The organism is Corynebacterium sp. KPL4015 (genome assembly GCF_040225725.1).
Taxonomy (GTDB): Bacteria; Actinomycetota; Actinomycetes; order Mycobacteriales; family Mycobacteriaceae; genus Corynebacterium; species Corynebacterium rhinophilum.
This window is the reverse complement of the sequence record NZ_JBEHGF010000007.1, coordinates 18,654-32,937: the sequence shown is the minus strand read 5'-3', so window position 1 is coordinate 32,937 and position 14,284 is coordinate 18,654. Positions and strand designations below refer to the sequence as shown.

The window sequence follows — 14,284 nt, the reverse complement described above, 5'->3', positions numbered from 1 at the left end:
TTAGTTTTGAGTTACTTATACCAATAATAGCGACTCTACCGAGTCTTTGATCTCTCAGTGGTCAATTATTTCACCGGAAAATGTTTCCGATGCCGCTCAACACGGAATTTCCCTGCCCCGCAAGGGGGTTATCAGAGACCATATAGGTCCACGTTGCGCTTGGACGGTTCAACCCAGAGTCTGCTAGGTGTGCCCCCTCGGCGTCAATAGGCACCTGCCTGAAGGTCTCTACGGCCTGATCTACCGCCCGCTGCGCCAAGTCCTTAAATTCGCGCACCGCGATGCGGTGATATTCGTCAATTGGGGTCTCGCGCGCGATGGCGCGCAGGTGAATGGATTCGCGCACATCATCGAGCAGCTCGAGGTGATCGGCCCAGCCCATGTCCAGGTGATACAGCATGATTTCGCGCGCTGCCTGGGTGCGCGCCGCCTCCGGGATATCCGCAAGCTCGCTCGCCCGCTCTGGGGCGCGCTCGGCAAGTTCCTGCCACGCTTGGTCTGTATCCAATAGCGCTGCACGGCGCTTATCGATGATGATGCGCTGGTCCGCCAAGAGCTGGTTATACTTCCAGGTTTGCGCGTGAATTTCTAGCAATTGGCCCTCTGTTACCCGCTGACAATGGGCGACAAAGTCATGCACTCGTTTGGATTCGATGAGCCCGCTAGGGCCAGGTTGCGCGCTAACCTTTTCCCCAGCGCCGCCTTGTTGCACCACATCATCTTCCAAGGAGACGAAAAATAGCGCCAAGCCTGGGTCCCCTTGGCGCCCTGCACGCCCGCGCAGCTGGTTATCGAGCCGCGCCGTGCGGTGCCGGGAGGTGCCGATCACGGCAAGCCCGCCGCGCTCGGCCACCTCATCGTGGTCGGTCTCATCGGCGCCACCGAGCTTGATGTCGGTGCCGCGGCCGGCCATTTGTGTGGAGACGGTTACCCGCCCTACGTCGCCGGCTTCGGCGACAATCTGTGCCTCTTCGCGGTCATTTTTAGCGTTGAGCACGTTGACTTCGATATCGCGATCGCGCAGCGCCGCCGCCAGGTTTTCCGACTCCGCAACGTCCTGGGTTCCCACGAGCACTGGTTGACCAGCCTCGTGCAGGTGGGCAATTTCTTCGACGATGGCCGCTGACTTCTCCCCTATGGTGGCAAAAATGCGATCTTGTTCATCGAAGCGCTGCAGTGGCTTATTCCGATCGATAACGGAAACGTGCAGGTCATAAAATTGCCGCAGCTGGTCGGTGGCCTCTACCGCAGTACCCGTCATTCCACAGACCAGCGGGTACCGTCGCATGAGTTCTTGCAGGGTAATCGTATCGAGGATGCGTCCGCCCTCAGAGACTTCCAGGCCCTCTTTGGCCTCTACCGCTGCCTGCAGCCCGTCGGGCCAGCGTTGCAGATCGGCGACGCGACCACGGGAGGCATCGATAAGCTGCAGCTTGCCGTCCACCACGATGTAGTGAATATCGCGTATCAACAGCGCCTTTGCGTGCAACGCCAAGTTGACCTTGACGAGGACGGTGCCGATATTGTCCTCGGAATAAAGGGAATCGATGCCGAGCTCTCGCTCTACGCGGGCTGCGCCGACATCGGTAAGCTGCACCGTGCGCCCGTCATCTGAGATGACGTACTCGTGGTTCTCTCGGAGGCGGGAGACCACATTGGTAATTTGCCCCGTGGGAGCTTCACCGGGGCGATTTCCTGCCAGAATCAGGGGCACGAGGGCCTCATCCACTAGGACGGAATCGGCCTCGTCCACCAAGGCGACATCGCCAGGCGCCTGCACCGTCTGTGCGCGTTCGGTGATCTGGTTATCGCGCAATAGGTCAAATCCCAATTCATTGACCGGGGAATAAATAATATTCTGCGCATAGGCTGCGCGGCGCTCATCCGCGCTCATGCCCTCCGTGACGGAGGCTACCTGCAGCCCAAAAAATTCCACGACAGGCCGCATCCATTCGGCATCGCGGCTGGCCAGATAGTCATTGACCGTCACGACGTGGACCCGCTTTCCGGTCAGCGCGAAACCCGTTGCTGCCATCGCGCCAACGAGCGTTTTGCCCTCACCGGTGGCCATTTGAATGACATCGCCGGTAAGCAGGCGCAGTACCGCCTGTGATTGCACGGTAAACGGGTGTAAGCCCAGGGTGCGTTCGCACGCGACGGCCAAGGCGCCGAGGAATTGCGCCTTGTCAGCGACCTCGCCGCCGCGCACCGCATCGCGGGCGGCTTGAGCTACGGCAGCATCGTCGCTCTGTGCGAGTTTCTCCGCGGCGGAGCGAGCTTCATCCACGATGGCCTTGGATTTCTTATCGTTTCGCTCGCTTTGCGAACCCATCGCTTTCCAGAACCAATCGAATGCTCCCACGACAATTCCTCCTTTAGGGGCTGGCTGCCTACGACTCTAGTCAACCTCATCTGGCTTGGAACTTATGGGGCCGTTATTGTAGGTGCCATGCAATCCGTCAATGTTAAGCTGCCGTCCAGCCGAGGAACCGAGATGGCAGGAACCATCGACTTTCCTGATGCTCCCCCTCTCGCCTTCGCCGTCTTCGCGCATTGCTTTGCCGGCTCGCGCCATACCCCTGGCGCGGCCCGCACCTCGAAGCAATTAACGGAATTCGGCATCGCCACGCTGCGCTTTGATTTCCCCGGTTTGGGGCAATCAGAAGGCGAGTTTGCGGACACTACGTTTAACCAGAATGTCGACGATATCCGCGCCGCAGCGGACTGGCTAGAAGAACATTATTCCGCACCGCAGATGCTCATTGGCCACTCCCTGGGCGGTGCGGCGGTGCTCAAGGCCGCCACGGCAATGAAAAAGATTCGGGCCGTTGCCACCATCGGCGCCCCCTTCGATCCGGCGCACTCCGTGCTGCACTACGCGGATAAGATCGGCGAGGTAGACGCTAATGGCGAGGTCGAGGTCGTCCTAGGCGGCAGGGCGCTGACCATTTCGCGTAAATTCCTAGAGGATTTGGCAGAAACCAACCCAGAGGAATACCTGCCGCGGTTGCGCAAGCCACTCTTGTCCCTGCATTCTCCCATCGACCAAACGGTGGGCATCGACAATGCGCAAAATTTTTTCCGCATGACCCGCTACCCCAAATCCCTCGTTTCGCTGGATAAGGCCGATCACCTGCTCACCAAGCAGGGAACCGCAGCCCGCGCCGCTGATCTGATCGGTGCCTGGTCCCAGCAATTTATTGTTCCCGACTATGAGCCCGAGGAAGTGGGCACCGACGCCGCCGTTGCCCGTCCCGCTACCGGCACCAAGTTCGGCGTCGTGGTGCGCCACAATGATCACTCCGTGACCGCGGACCGCACCAAAAAGGAAGGCGGCAAGGGCAAGGGCTTTACCGCAACCGGCCTGCTCATGTCGGCCTTGGCAGCTGCCTCCACCCAGGCCATCAAGGAGGCCGGCAAGAAGCTTGCGCTTGACGATGTCCACGTGACCATCACCCAGACCGGTACCACCTCCTTCGAGCGCCGCATCGAACTAAAAGGCTCCTTGAGCGATTCCGATATCGATGCACTGCGCGCAGCCGCGCGTGATACCGATGTCGAGCACATGGCCGCCGGCGCCACCATCACCGATATCGTGGACTCCAACTAATGGTGGCCCTCAATCCCATCGCCGATTCCCGCCGCTGCCCCTGCACGAGCGGGCTGAGCTTTGGCGAATGCTGCGGCAAGTACCATGCCGGTGCCAAAGCTCCCACAGCCGAGGCCTTGATGCGGTCACGCTTTAGCGCCTTCGTCAGCGGCGATGAGGACTACCTCCTGCGCACCTGGGATCCGGTGACTCGGCCGAGCTCATTGGACTTGGCCGACTCCCCCATCCGGTTCTACCGCCTCGATATCCTCGATACCGAGCGCGGTGGCCTAGTAGACGATGAAGGCATCGTGGAATTTGAGGCCTTCTACAAGGGCGAGGCAGTGGGCTCCCAGCGGAAGCGATCGTCTTTCCGGCGCCTGAATGGCGCATGGGTCTATTCCACCGGCGAGCTTTAATGCAGGTCACGGCCTAGATTTCACTGTGGAATTATCCTGATGTAATCTAGGGCAGTCGCAACAAATAATGCGACGCCGGGCTATGGCGCAGTTTGGTAGCGCACTACACTGGGGGTGTAGGGGTCGCAGGTTCAAATCCTGTTAGCCCGACAAATTATCCCACGGCTATGGAGTAACTCCTCGGCCGTGGGATTTTCTGTATGCCTCGTCTACACCGCAAAAAGGATGGCAAGGCCTAATAGGATAAGCACCGTGGGAAATAACACGCTCTCCCACTTCTCTAGCGCTTCTGCTACGGCTGGCCGTGTGGCCACGAACTTCGCTACCGCTACAAGGCCGGCGACCAAAACGAGGAATACGATGCAGTACACCGCGATGTCTGAGGGCGAAGACGTGGTAAATACCGGCAGGTACACTCCGATATTATCGCCGCCATTGGCAAAGGTGACCCCGGCTACCGCAGCGACGCTGAGCTTCTTTCCGGAAACGTCATCGTCCTCTTCCCCGCGAAAGGCCTCCCAGGCTGCCCAGAGACCAATGGCCAAGGGAATAAGCCCGAAAAAGCGTATCCAGTCTTCCGGAAGAATAGCGCTAAGTCCCAGGCCAAGTGCTACAGAGACCGCGAGGATCCCTAAAAATCCCAGATATTGCCCCAAAAGAATGGCTTTGGTCGTGCCCTTCCTGCCCGCGCCACGGGCAAAGAACAGCGAGAGAACAACGATATCGTCGATATTGGTGACGATAAATAAGACGATTGCGGATGCGAGAGTAGTAATCACATAATCAGCTTAACGTATCCACCGATGACAATTGTCATGGAAACTTCGTGACACGACCCCTGCTATTAAAAGCGCAAACGTAGTTAAGTGCAAGACATGAAAACGACACGCACCCCGAGCTCAATTTCCTCACCAGCGATTGAGGTACGCGACGTAGAAAAAGTCTTCGCAGCAAATTCCTCGCATGCAGTGCGAGCACTAAATGACGTATCAGTCTCCATCGATACCGGAGAAATCGTAGCGTTATTAGGTGCCAACGGCGCTGGAAAGTCCACACTCATTGACCTCATCTTGGGCCTTACCGAACCATCTTCCGGCGCTATTACAGTCCAAGGCAAAAGCCCCCGGGAAGCGATCAACAACGCACAGCTAGCAGCGGTGCTCCAGTCCGGAGGTCTGCTCCCCGATCTCACCGTAAGCGATACGTTAAAGATGATTTCCGCTACCTTTGCCCAGCCGCTAGACATTGGCGAGGTTGCACATCACACCAACTTAGAACCGATATTGTCTCGACGGGTAGGCAAATGCTCCGGTGGCGAGCAACAACGTCTTCGTTTCGCGCTGGCGCTCCTCGGTGACCCGCAGATCCTCATCCTTGACGAGCCGACTGCCGGTATGGATCCAGGCGCTCGCCGGGAATTTTGGGCGTCCATGCAGCACCAGGCTGAACTCGGGCGCACCATCATCTTCGCGACACACTATCTCGAAGAAGCAGACAATTTTGCCGAAAGGATAGTGCTTTTGCACAAAGGGGAAGTTGTGGCCGATGACAAGGTAATTGACATACGCAGCCGCGGCGAGGTTCGAAGAATTACGGCCCAGTTTGACGGCAGTATTCCTCCAGTCAGTTCGCTACCGGACGTAACTGAAGTCACCCGCACTGGAGATCACATTCAAATGACTACCTCAGATTCGGATTCACTGGCCCGCCATCTTCTTAACCACACAGGCGCCTATGACCTCACGATTAGCGCTCATAGCCTAGAAAATACTTTCCTCGCGCTCACCGATGAGCACAGGTAACCCATTTTTTCCTCCCGTCACCACCAAAAGAAAGACCTCAACCATGCCTAAAAGTTCCACTGCACCCGCGTTTAGAAACACAATGCGCTTTGCTGGGTACAATTTCCTCCGGCTGCGCCGCAACCTCGCCCCGCTATTTTTCACCACCATTTTGCCGGTATTTTTCTATTTACTTTTCGGCACACTAATGGACGTTGGCAGCCTTCCCATTCATAACGGTAAATTTGCAGCTCTCCAAATGATCAGCATGGCCCTGTACGGCGGCGTCGCCGGTGCAGTGGGAACTGCCGCTTCTTCAGTCACTGATGCTCGGTCCGGTTGGAGACGTCAACTAGCGCTTACTCCGCTGCGCCCTCACCAAATCCTCTGGGCGAATATCACATCCATAGCATTGCAAGCTCTACTACCCATTACGGCGGTGTTTCTCACCGGCGCATTAACTAAAGCTGACATGGAGCCCCACCAGTGGGCTTTGTCCTTTCTTGCTTGCGCTATTGTCTCTATTCCCTTTGACTTATATGGGATGATATGGGCACTTGCTTTACCGACGGATAACTCCGTGGCCATTGCTTCTTCCTCTATTGTCCTCCTGCTGTTCGCCGCCAATGTCTTTATCCCTCTATCTTCCTCACTTATGGCGTTTGGCCGCTTTACACCCCTTTTTGGCCCAGTCGTGTTGGCTCAATGGCCATTGGCAGAAGGGATGCAACTGCTCAATGATGCCGATGGCACGGTTAACCATTCCCTGTGGAGCGCGGGACTAAACTTCGCCGTATGGACCGCAATTTTCGTCGGAGCCTGCGCAGCGCTGCTCCACCGCGACAAATCACGAATGTAATGAATTCATTCCACTCGCCCTTTAAGGGATTCGCTACAAATAATGCGGTGTTTGCCAGCGTTTGGCTTATATTTCTGCTCTTCGGCTTAATTCTCAATTTTGCTCAGCCTGGTGTGGACGCTACGCAGCGCCTAGGATCCACTGCCTGTGTTATCGCTTTCAGCGCCGTATATTTCTTCAGCTTCGGTTCGGTGAATTACTACCCGCGGGGCTGGAACTTACGTTATCGCTTGGCCGCTCGGTGGTCTGTCTTAGCGCTCATAGCACTTATCTCCATTCCCTTCTTCGGAGTTTATGCTACGACATTTGTGCCCTATCTAGCTGCTTTCCTCGGGTTTCAATTACCACTGCGCCGGGCATTATTATGGGTACTTCTTACCGGACTCGTAGTCACAGGTGCCTTATGGAGCGTCGATTCGCAAGACCTCTTGGGGACATTCTTTGTGATATTCGGCTGGCCAATCTTGCTGGTGATGCTAGGCACAATGTCTCAAAGGGAAGACTCGCGCACGGATTTGGAGCATCAACTCGATCTCGCTCGCCAACGCGAAGACATTGCCACCGACGTTCACGATTTGCTCGGTCACTCGCTTACCGTCATCAATTTAAAATCTGAGTTGGCACAGCGGTTAGTAGACGTAGATCCAACTCGAGCTCGAAACGAGCTTCAAGAAATAAGTGACCTTTCCCGTAAGAGTTTGGCAGAAGTCCGCTCCACAGTTACCCGGATGCGCATGCCGACCTTGGCGGGAGAAGTTCAGGCAGCACGACGAGCATTCGATACTACAGGGATTCAAGCGCATCTTCCTGCCAACGTCCAAGCCGTAGGACTTTATGACGCCGCCTTTTCCTGGGCATTACGTGAGCTCACCACTAACGTTATTCGCCACTCAGGAGCACAGCACTGCTGGGTTAGCATAACCCAAAATAAGCTCCAAGTCGTAGACGATGGTTGCGGCTTCGATCCGAAAATGCAGTACCAAAGTGGCGGGCTACACGGGCTTCACAAGCGAATGAAGGACAGCGGCGGAAAGTTGATTATTATGAGGAAGGACGACCGCACCGTAGCGCTGATTACTATGAATGGTGATACTGAGTTACTACCCTTGGACAGTGAAATTGGTTCCGATGGCTGATACATCTCCACCCATCCGTATCCTTATCGCAGAGGATCAATCATTGGTTCGCGGCGCCCTTGTCGCTCTCCTAGCTACCGAACCAGATATTGACGTAGTTGCTCAATGCGCGACTGGCAACGAGGTTGCGGGGCTCGTTGTCAAGCACAACGTGGAGGTAGCTCTACTCGATATTGAGATGCCTGGAAAGAGCGGTCTAGACGTAGCTGAAGAGCTCTCCGACAGTCCATGCAAATGCCTCATCGTTACTACTTTTGGCCGCGGCGGCTATGTAAAACGTGCTATTGATGCTGACATCGCTGGATTCATAGTCAAAGACACTCCCCCAGAACAACTCGCGGAGGCAATTCGCCGAGTAAAGGCTGGGCTGCGGGTGATCGATCCTGCCTTAGCACGAGAAAGTCTTTTTACCCCGGACAACCCGCTCACACCCCGGGAACGAGGAATCGCGCGGCTTTTATTATCTGGGGTGACTTCCTCAGAACTGGCGCGCAAAGTGCATCTTAGTCCAGGCAGTGTACGCAACGTCGTCTCCAGTATCATGACAAAAACCGATGCAAATAATCGCTACGAGGCTGCGACGAAAGCCCAAACTCAGGGCTGGATTTAAAGAACACATTTTTCTCCAGCCCAATTGGACCGCGTTTTCCAGAAAAATCGGCCATAGACCTAGGCTTAAGCCCCGCTCCTGTCTGGAACGGGGCTTAAGCGTTATTTAATTAGAAATTAGGGCGAGAACTACTTGTTCTCGTCGTCACCGTCGTCATTGGTGCCGAGCTTGTCATCAATGGCATCGCGGGCCTTGTCCACCTGGTCTGCCTTGTCCTCGCCCAGCTTGTCCTTGGCAAAGTCCTCGGCCTTGTCCAGGCCTTCCTTGGTAACTTCCTCGCCCTTTTCGGAGTTCAGTGCTTCCTTTGCCTTGTCAAAGATACCCATTGCTAATCCTTTCGTTGTTTACTTCATCTAACCATTGCCGCATCCGGCAACACTGCCCACGATAACGACACTGCCGGTGCTTCGCCACCAAAGCTAGTCAGAGGTCCTAAAGTGATAGCGTTAATGAGACCATTGACCAGCTCGCACGGAAAAGGCAACAAATGACCCACACTAGCCCTAGTGCAGATGGCAACGCCGGAGAATTCTTTGGGCTGGTATGGCCTGGCAAGCAAGCCGCGCGCGCGGCGGCGGAGGCTCCCCTATCTTCCGAGTTCGAGCTCGATGCTGCGTTAAGCACCTCTCCTACCTCGCCCAATAGCATCCACTTGTCCGATAACCTGCCGGTTCTACAGCACTGGGCTTCCACGGGCGAGACTTTCGATGTCATCTACATCGACCCGCCGTATAACACCGGCCGGGACTTTGTCTACCGCGATAATTACCGCGCGCGGCGCGAGGTAAATTCCGGCAGCTATGCCCAGTGGCACGCCGAGTGGCTTTCCATGATGCTCCCGCGGCTCATCTTGGCGCGGCGCGTTTTGGCGGAGAACGGCTTTATATTCGTCTCCATTGGAGAGGACGAGGCTGCTAATACCCGCAAGGTTTTAGACGAGGTTTTTGGCGAGGGCTGCTATGCCGGGCAATTCATTTGGAAAAAGGCCGGCACTGGGAAAAACGATTCCAAGTATGCGGTGGTAGAACACGAATACATCCTCTGCTATGCCAAGAACCCGGATAACCCCGGATTCAATGTAGATGCTGAGGGCTATACGAGCACCAAATATAACCACGAGGATGAACGTGGCAAATACTCCTTGGTGCGCTTAGATTCTAAGACTCTGGGGTATCTGCCATCGCTTGATTTTCCCATTTCCTCTCCCGATGGCACGCAACACTGGCCTGACCAACCGGCTGGCCACAGCCAGATAGCGCGTTGGCGCTGGGGCAAGGATATGGTGGCAAAGCGCTACGATGAGCTGGTCTTTCGGCGCGGTTTTGTCTACACCAAGAACTATCAAAAAGCAGGGGCGCGGCCGCGTTCCATCCTCGATGGGCAAAGGTTTGGCGTAACGCGCACCGGACGCCGCGACGCAGAGGACGTCATGGGCGTGGAGGGAATCTTTGATTTCCCCAAGCCAGTACGCCTTATCAAGCATCTCATCGCCATTGGCGGCGGCGCCCATGCCCGGGTGCTCGACTTTTTCGCAGGCTCTGGCACCACGGCGCAGGCGGTCATCGAACTTAACCGAGAGGATAAGGGCGAGCGCAGCTTTCACCTAGTGCAAATTCCAGAGCCCACTGCCCCGGACAGTGCAGCGCACCGGGCAGGCTTTCTCAGCGTCGCGGATATTTGCGTCGAGCGCGTGCGATCCGTGCCTGGGTCCTCTTTCCGGGCCTACCGCGCGATCTAGGTTTCGCGGGTGCCGTCGGGTCTGCCCGGAATGCCGAAGAAGTCCAGGACGCGGTCAGTGGCGAAGAACTTTCCTACTTCATTATTTTTGTCTCCAATACCACCCGGCCACACGTGGGAGCCGCCACCGATGCGGATATGCTCCAGCGGTGCGGTGCAGCCCCGCCAATGCATGTCGAGGGCATTATTGACCAAACGGTTGGTATCTACCTTCTCCGAGCATTTATTGCGCTTGCGGTCCTGCTCTAAGACAGATTCAACGGAGAAATACTTGGTCTTGTGTCGGGTTCCGCCGTAATAGCCCACGACGGGGTCATCGGTGCCGTGCATATCCAGGCGCCCTACCGGTTCATGGGCGCAGTCTTTCAGGATATCTTCGTAATACGCAGCGGAAATGGTGGCAACCGAGTGGAAGATGCCGGGCATCTGGCAGGCCAGGTAGGCAGCAAAACCGCCGCCGTTGGACATGCCGGTGGCAAAAAGCCGCGAATCATCGACGTTGTAGGTCGCGCGGAGGGAATCGAGGATATCGAGCACGAATTTCTTGTCCTCGCTCCCGCTGGTTTCCGCGTACGGGGCGGGACTCCAGGCCTTTTTCTTGCCCGTGGGAAATACGGTGATGGCTTGTGCCGCATCGAGGCGGGAATAGCCGCGCAGGTTTTCCGCCGACTGCCCCCACCCGTGAAAAGCCATGACCACTGGCCACTGTTTTTGGGACGTATACTTTTCTGGCACGCTGAGGATAAATGAGCGCCCGGACGGAAGGTTAATCGTCGTATGCGATCCTGGTTCCGGCCCACTGAGCGGCGCAGAGGTAGGAATCCCGAGCTGCGAGGCAGCCGAACCGTGCGCTTGCGTGCTTTCGCTGCGTGCCGCCGAGCCCGATTCTTCCTCGTTATTTGCGCATGACACGCCCAGCGCCGCCACGCAGCACAAGACTGCGGTGCTCAACGCAGCGCGCACCGGCCTCCGTCTCATGATGTTCGTCCCTTCTGCCAAGCGGCCCATAATTGTTTATAACGGCCCCCATAATTTAGCAGTTCTAAATGGCTACCCTGTTCTACCACCCGGCCATTGTCCATGACCACGATGGCATCGGCGCGCGAAGCCTGATCCAGGCGGTGCGCAACCACTAAGGCGGTCCGACCCTCCATCACAGTCTCTGCGGCGTCCTCTAAGGATTCAGCGCCCACCGAGCCTGCTTCCGCCGTGGCTTCGTCCAAGATAATAATGCGGGGATCCAGCAGCACGATTCGGGCAAGAGCCAATTGCTGCGCCGCCACCGGGTCCAACGGCATGCCTTGCGCGCCCACGATGGTATCGAGGCCCGCCTCCAGATCGAAGAACCAGTCAGCCTGCACTTGGCGTAGGGTCTGCACCATTTCAGCATCGGTAGCCTGTGGCGCCGCCAGCGCAAGATCCTCGCGCAGGCTCCCAGAAAAGACGTGCACCTCCTGGGAGACAAGGGCGAGGCGCTGGATACGCTCGGCATCGGAAAGCAGCGCAACCTCGACGCCATCGACAAGCACTGTGCCCTTATCCGGGACGCGCAAGCCCGCGAGCAACGCTGCCACTGTGGACTTCCCCGCCCCAGACGCCCCGACGAGGGCAACCGTTTCGCCCGGCTTAATCTTTAGGTTGAGTCCCTCAACGGCCCAAGAGTTATCGCCATAGCGGAAGGAAATATCCCGCATGTCCACGCTGCCATCGCCCCTCGGTGCACCGCTATCCGGTACCGGCGCGGGTGGATCGATAACCACGCCAACGATGCGCGCCAACGAGGCATACCCAGATTGCACCGTATCTAGCACGCGCATCAGCCCCATCAGTGGCCCGCGCAGTCGTATAAGCAGCAACATCGCCGCGGTGACCGCCCCAACAGTAAGCGCATTGGCCTGCACCACCCAAAAGCTCACCGCTAAACCGCTGGCCAATAAGACCAGTTCAATGCCGGTGAGGTGAGCTTGGAGAACCATCATCGTCCGGCGCGCGTTATATCCCTCTTCCACCACACGCGTTGAAGCCGCGCCGATTCGATCGCGCATCGTATTTTCCATGCGGAACGCGCGCACCGTGTCCCTGCCGTGGATCGCCTCTAAAAGCCGGCGAGCGCGGTCCGCCATAGCGGCGCGCTCAGCGGCATACCTGCGTGGGGCACGCCGCAAGTAATACCGGCCAGCTAAAAAATACAGCGGGGTCACGGCAACAATGACCGCGAGGTATTGCCAGTCCACTGTAAGCAGTGCCACTCCCGTCGAGGCAATGGCAAAAATGGATTTCGCCAGCACGGGGACCGTCTCCGTGACCGCAGCAGAAAGCTCCGCCACGTCATCGGTAGAACGCGATACCAAGTCCCCTGTTCCGGCATCCTCGACGCGGTGCGTGGGAAGGCCGAGTGCCGTAGAGACCATATCCTCGCGCAGGGACGCGATGACGCGCTCGGTCAGCTGAGAAAGGACATAGAATCCCGCCGCCGACAATGCGGCAGATACGGCGGCGACCCCGATGAGCAGGACTCCGAGGAGGGCAATGCTGGTGCCTGTCGTCACGGCATCGACGATCTTGCCGAGCAGGATCGCAATGCTGACATTGGCCGCTGCCCCGGCGATCAAGAACACCACGGCAATAACGGCGCGCCGGCGCGCGTGCGGGATGGCCGAGAGCTGCTGCGCCACAACCTTTCTTACCTGTGGCCAGGTGGCGGTGGGAAAACGCATTAGGACTCCACCCCCACTGCATGCCAGGCGGGCGCCGACGTATAGACGATGGTCGGTTTATCCTTCCGGTAGTCCGCAACGCGGTGGGCTACCTCTTGCTCGGTCACGGAATCGACCGCCGTGGTGGGATCAGAAAGAATCAGCACCTCTGGATCCGCGGCAATAGCGCGGGCAAGGGCGACTCGTTGCTGCTGGCCGCCGGACAAGTTGTTTCCGCGCTCTCCCACGGCACGGTCAAGCCCACCGGGAATATCCGCGCCCGCAGCCACCTCTAGGGCCCGTGCGGCCGTATCCGCATCCGGATGAATATTGTCTTGCACGGTCCCGTCAAACAGCATGACCTCGTGCGGCACGACGATGAATTTCTCCCGGGGTAGCTCTCGCAGTTCCTCCGGAGCATGCCCATCAATGGCGGTCACCCCTGGCCGCAGCGCTGGCACCTGTGGTGCAGAGTCTCCGGGCAGCACTGGAGCTCCCAGCAGGCCTACTATTCGCTGCGCACTCGCCTGCGCCGCGGCCCACCGGGAGGCAATATTTCGGCCCAGCATGGTCATCGGGGTAATGATGAATTGGGTAAGGCCAATGACCATAATGAGCTCGCCGGTGCTCATCTGCCCATTCAGCGCCAGATAGCCGGCGGCAACAGCGACGGCGATGACATAGATCGAGCCCAACGCCTCGGTAGAAGCATTCAGCCCTGCCTGCGCCGCATTGGCCTCAACAGTTCGCTCATAGGCGGCATCGGAATCACCCGCATAACGCTTACGCACGGTACCTATCGCCCCGATCCCCTTAATAATGCGCAAGCCATGGACTATATCCGTCGCCGTCGCACTGGCGCGGCCCAATGCCGCTTGCCGGATGCCAGAACGCATGCGCAACGGACCAGCCGAGCGCAGCGATCCCCACACCACAAGGGGACCGCCGCATAAAATGGCCACTCCAAGCGGCACATTCACCCGACTGGTCATCACCGCGACATAAATGATAGACGTAATCTCTGCCACCGGAAAAACCGTCATCATCACGGCATTTTGTACGCGGGTTGCATCGGTAGAGGCAATAGCCAATAACTCGCCTGGCGTGCGTTTCGGACCGCCCATCCCCTTGGGATCCATAATCCGATCCGTAATGGCCATGCGCACGTCGTGGCCGATAACGAGCATGCTGCGCGCATTGAGCCCACGGCCATACCACCCGGTGACGGCATTAAAGGCGAAAGCTAGGACCAGGAGTGCAAGCCACCACCACAGTCGCTCGATCGATCCTTCCACCACCGCTTCATCGATGGCATAACCCACGATGACCGGCGTTGTGCCATTGAGGACGAAGGAGATAGCCATGCACACAGCGGCGGGAATGGTCATCCCAGGCCTAGAGAAGACGGTTTTCAGCAACCACCGCGGATCTGATGGTTCTGGAAGTGTTGCCATAAC

The 14,284-nt window shown here is 57.5% G+C and carries 13 protein-coding genes and 1 tRNA gene; 8 read left to right on the top strand and 6 right to left on the bottom strand.

The features are described 5' to 3' along the window. Nucleotides 1-70 precede the first annotated feature (70 nt). Nucleotides 71-2,362: an accessory Sec system translocase SecA2 gene (gene secA2 / locus ABRP64_RS04120; protein ID WP_349865525.1), complete on the bottom strand. Its 2,292-nt coding sequence runs from the start codon at nucleotides 2,360-2,362 to the stop codon at nucleotides 71-73. Between the two features lie 87 nt (nucleotides 2,363-2,449). Between secA2 and ABRP64_RS04115 the strand changes: the two genes are divergently transcribed. From ABRP64_RS04115 to ABRP64_RS04105, 3 genes are all read left to right on the top strand, one after another. Then, on the top strand, nucleotides 2,450-3,610 hold the full coding sequence (locus ABRP64_RS04115) for a bifunctional alpha/beta hydrolase/OsmC family protein (RefSeq protein ID WP_349865523.1): 1,161 nt from the start codon (nucleotides 2,450-2,452) through the stop codon (nucleotides 3,608-3,610). Then, the gene (locus ABRP64_RS04110; RefSeq protein WP_349865521.1) at nucleotides 3,610-4,008 is read left to right on the top strand and encodes a YchJ family protein; all 399 of its coding nucleotides are present in this window, start codon (nucleotides 3,610-3,612) and stop codon (nucleotides 4,006-4,008) included. The genes ABRP64_RS04115 and ABRP64_RS04110 overlap by 1 nt, the downstream gene beginning before the upstream one ends. A 76-nt stretch (nucleotides 4,009-4,084) precedes the next feature. After that, a tRNA-Pro gene (locus ABRP64_RS04105) sits at nucleotides 4,085-4,158 on the top strand. A 59-nt stretch (nucleotides 4,159-4,217) separates the two neighbouring features. Here ABRP64_RS04105 and ABRP64_RS04100 read toward each other — a convergent pair. Further along, entirely contained in the window at nucleotides 4,218-4,787 is a 570-nt protein-coding gene (locus tag ABRP64_RS04100; protein WP_005279264.1) for a cadmium resistance transporter, read from the bottom strand. Nucleotides 4,788-4,883: 96 nt separating this feature from the next. Here ABRP64_RS04100 and ABRP64_RS04095 point away from each other — a divergent pair, with 96 nt between their 5' ends. From ABRP64_RS04095 to ABRP64_RS04080, 4 genes are all read left to right on the top strand, one after another. Further along, complete coding sequence (locus ABRP64_RS04095; protein ID WP_296089776.1) at nucleotides 4,884-5,810, top strand: ABC transporter ATP-binding protein; 927 nt, start codon at nucleotides 4,884-4,886, stop codon at nucleotides 5,808-5,810. 82 nt (nucleotides 5,811-5,892) lie between these two features. Then, nucleotides 5,893-6,648: an ABC transporter permease gene (locus ABRP64_RS04090; RefSeq protein WP_349865588.1), complete on the top strand. Its 756-nt coding sequence runs from the start codon at nucleotides 5,893-5,895 to the stop codon at nucleotides 6,646-6,648. After that, nucleotides 6,648-7,784 carry a sensor histidine kinase gene (locus ABRP64_RS04085; RefSeq protein WP_349865586.1) on the top strand — a complete coding sequence of 379 codons (1,137 nt, stop codon included), beginning with the start codon at nucleotides 6,648-6,650 and terminating at the stop codon, nucleotides 7,782-7,784. The genes ABRP64_RS04090 and ABRP64_RS04085 overlap by 1 nt, the downstream gene beginning before the upstream one ends. Continuing rightward, entirely contained in the window at nucleotides 7,777-8,394 is a 618-nt protein-coding gene (locus tag ABRP64_RS04080; protein WP_349865519.1) for a response regulator, read from the top strand. Before ABRP64_RS04085 ends, ABRP64_RS04080 begins: the two co-directional genes overlap by 8 nt. A gap of 128 nt (nucleotides 8,395-8,522) precedes the next feature. On the opposite strand, the gene ABRP64_RS04075 is transcribed toward ABRP64_RS04080, so the two are convergent. Continuing rightward, the gene (locus tag ABRP64_RS04075) at nucleotides 8,523-8,720 is read right to left on the bottom strand and encodes an antitoxin (protein ID WP_023028787.1); all 198 of its coding nucleotides are present in this window, start codon (nucleotides 8,718-8,720) and stop codon (nucleotides 8,523-8,525) included. Between the two features lie 161 nt (nucleotides 8,721-8,881). On the opposite strand from ABRP64_RS04075, the gene ABRP64_RS04070 reads away from it, so the two are divergent. After that, the gene (locus tag ABRP64_RS04070; RefSeq protein WP_349839411.1) at nucleotides 8,882-10,132 is read left to right on the top strand and encodes a site-specific DNA-methyltransferase; all 1,251 of its coding nucleotides are present in this window, start codon (nucleotides 8,882-8,884) and stop codon (nucleotides 10,130-10,132) included. Here the strand turns inward: ABRP64_RS04070 and ABRP64_RS04065 are convergent. The 3 genes from ABRP64_RS04065 to ABRP64_RS04055 are packed head-to-tail and all read right to left on the bottom strand — an operon-like array spanning nucleotide 10,129 to nucleotide 14,281. Next, a complete protein-coding gene (locus tag ABRP64_RS04065; protein WP_349865517.1) occupies nucleotides 10,129-11,109 on the bottom strand; it encodes a CE1 family esterase in 981 nt (326 codons plus the stop codon). The two genes, ABRP64_RS04070 and ABRP64_RS04065, sit on opposite strands and share 4 nt — an antisense overlap. Further along, entirely contained in the window at nucleotides 11,106-12,848 is a 1,743-nt protein-coding gene (locus tag ABRP64_RS04060; protein ID WP_349865515.1) for an ABC transporter ATP-binding protein, read from the bottom strand. Before ABRP64_RS04060 ends, ABRP64_RS04065 begins: the two co-directional genes overlap by 4 nt. Beyond that, a complete protein-coding gene (locus ABRP64_RS04055) occupies nucleotides 12,848-14,281 on the bottom strand; it encodes an ABC transporter transmembrane domain-containing protein (RefSeq protein ID WP_349865513.1) in 1,434 nt (477 codons plus the stop codon). The genes ABRP64_RS04060 and ABRP64_RS04055 overlap by 1 nt, the downstream gene beginning before the upstream one ends. Nucleotides 14,282-14,284: the final 3 nt, after the last annotated feature.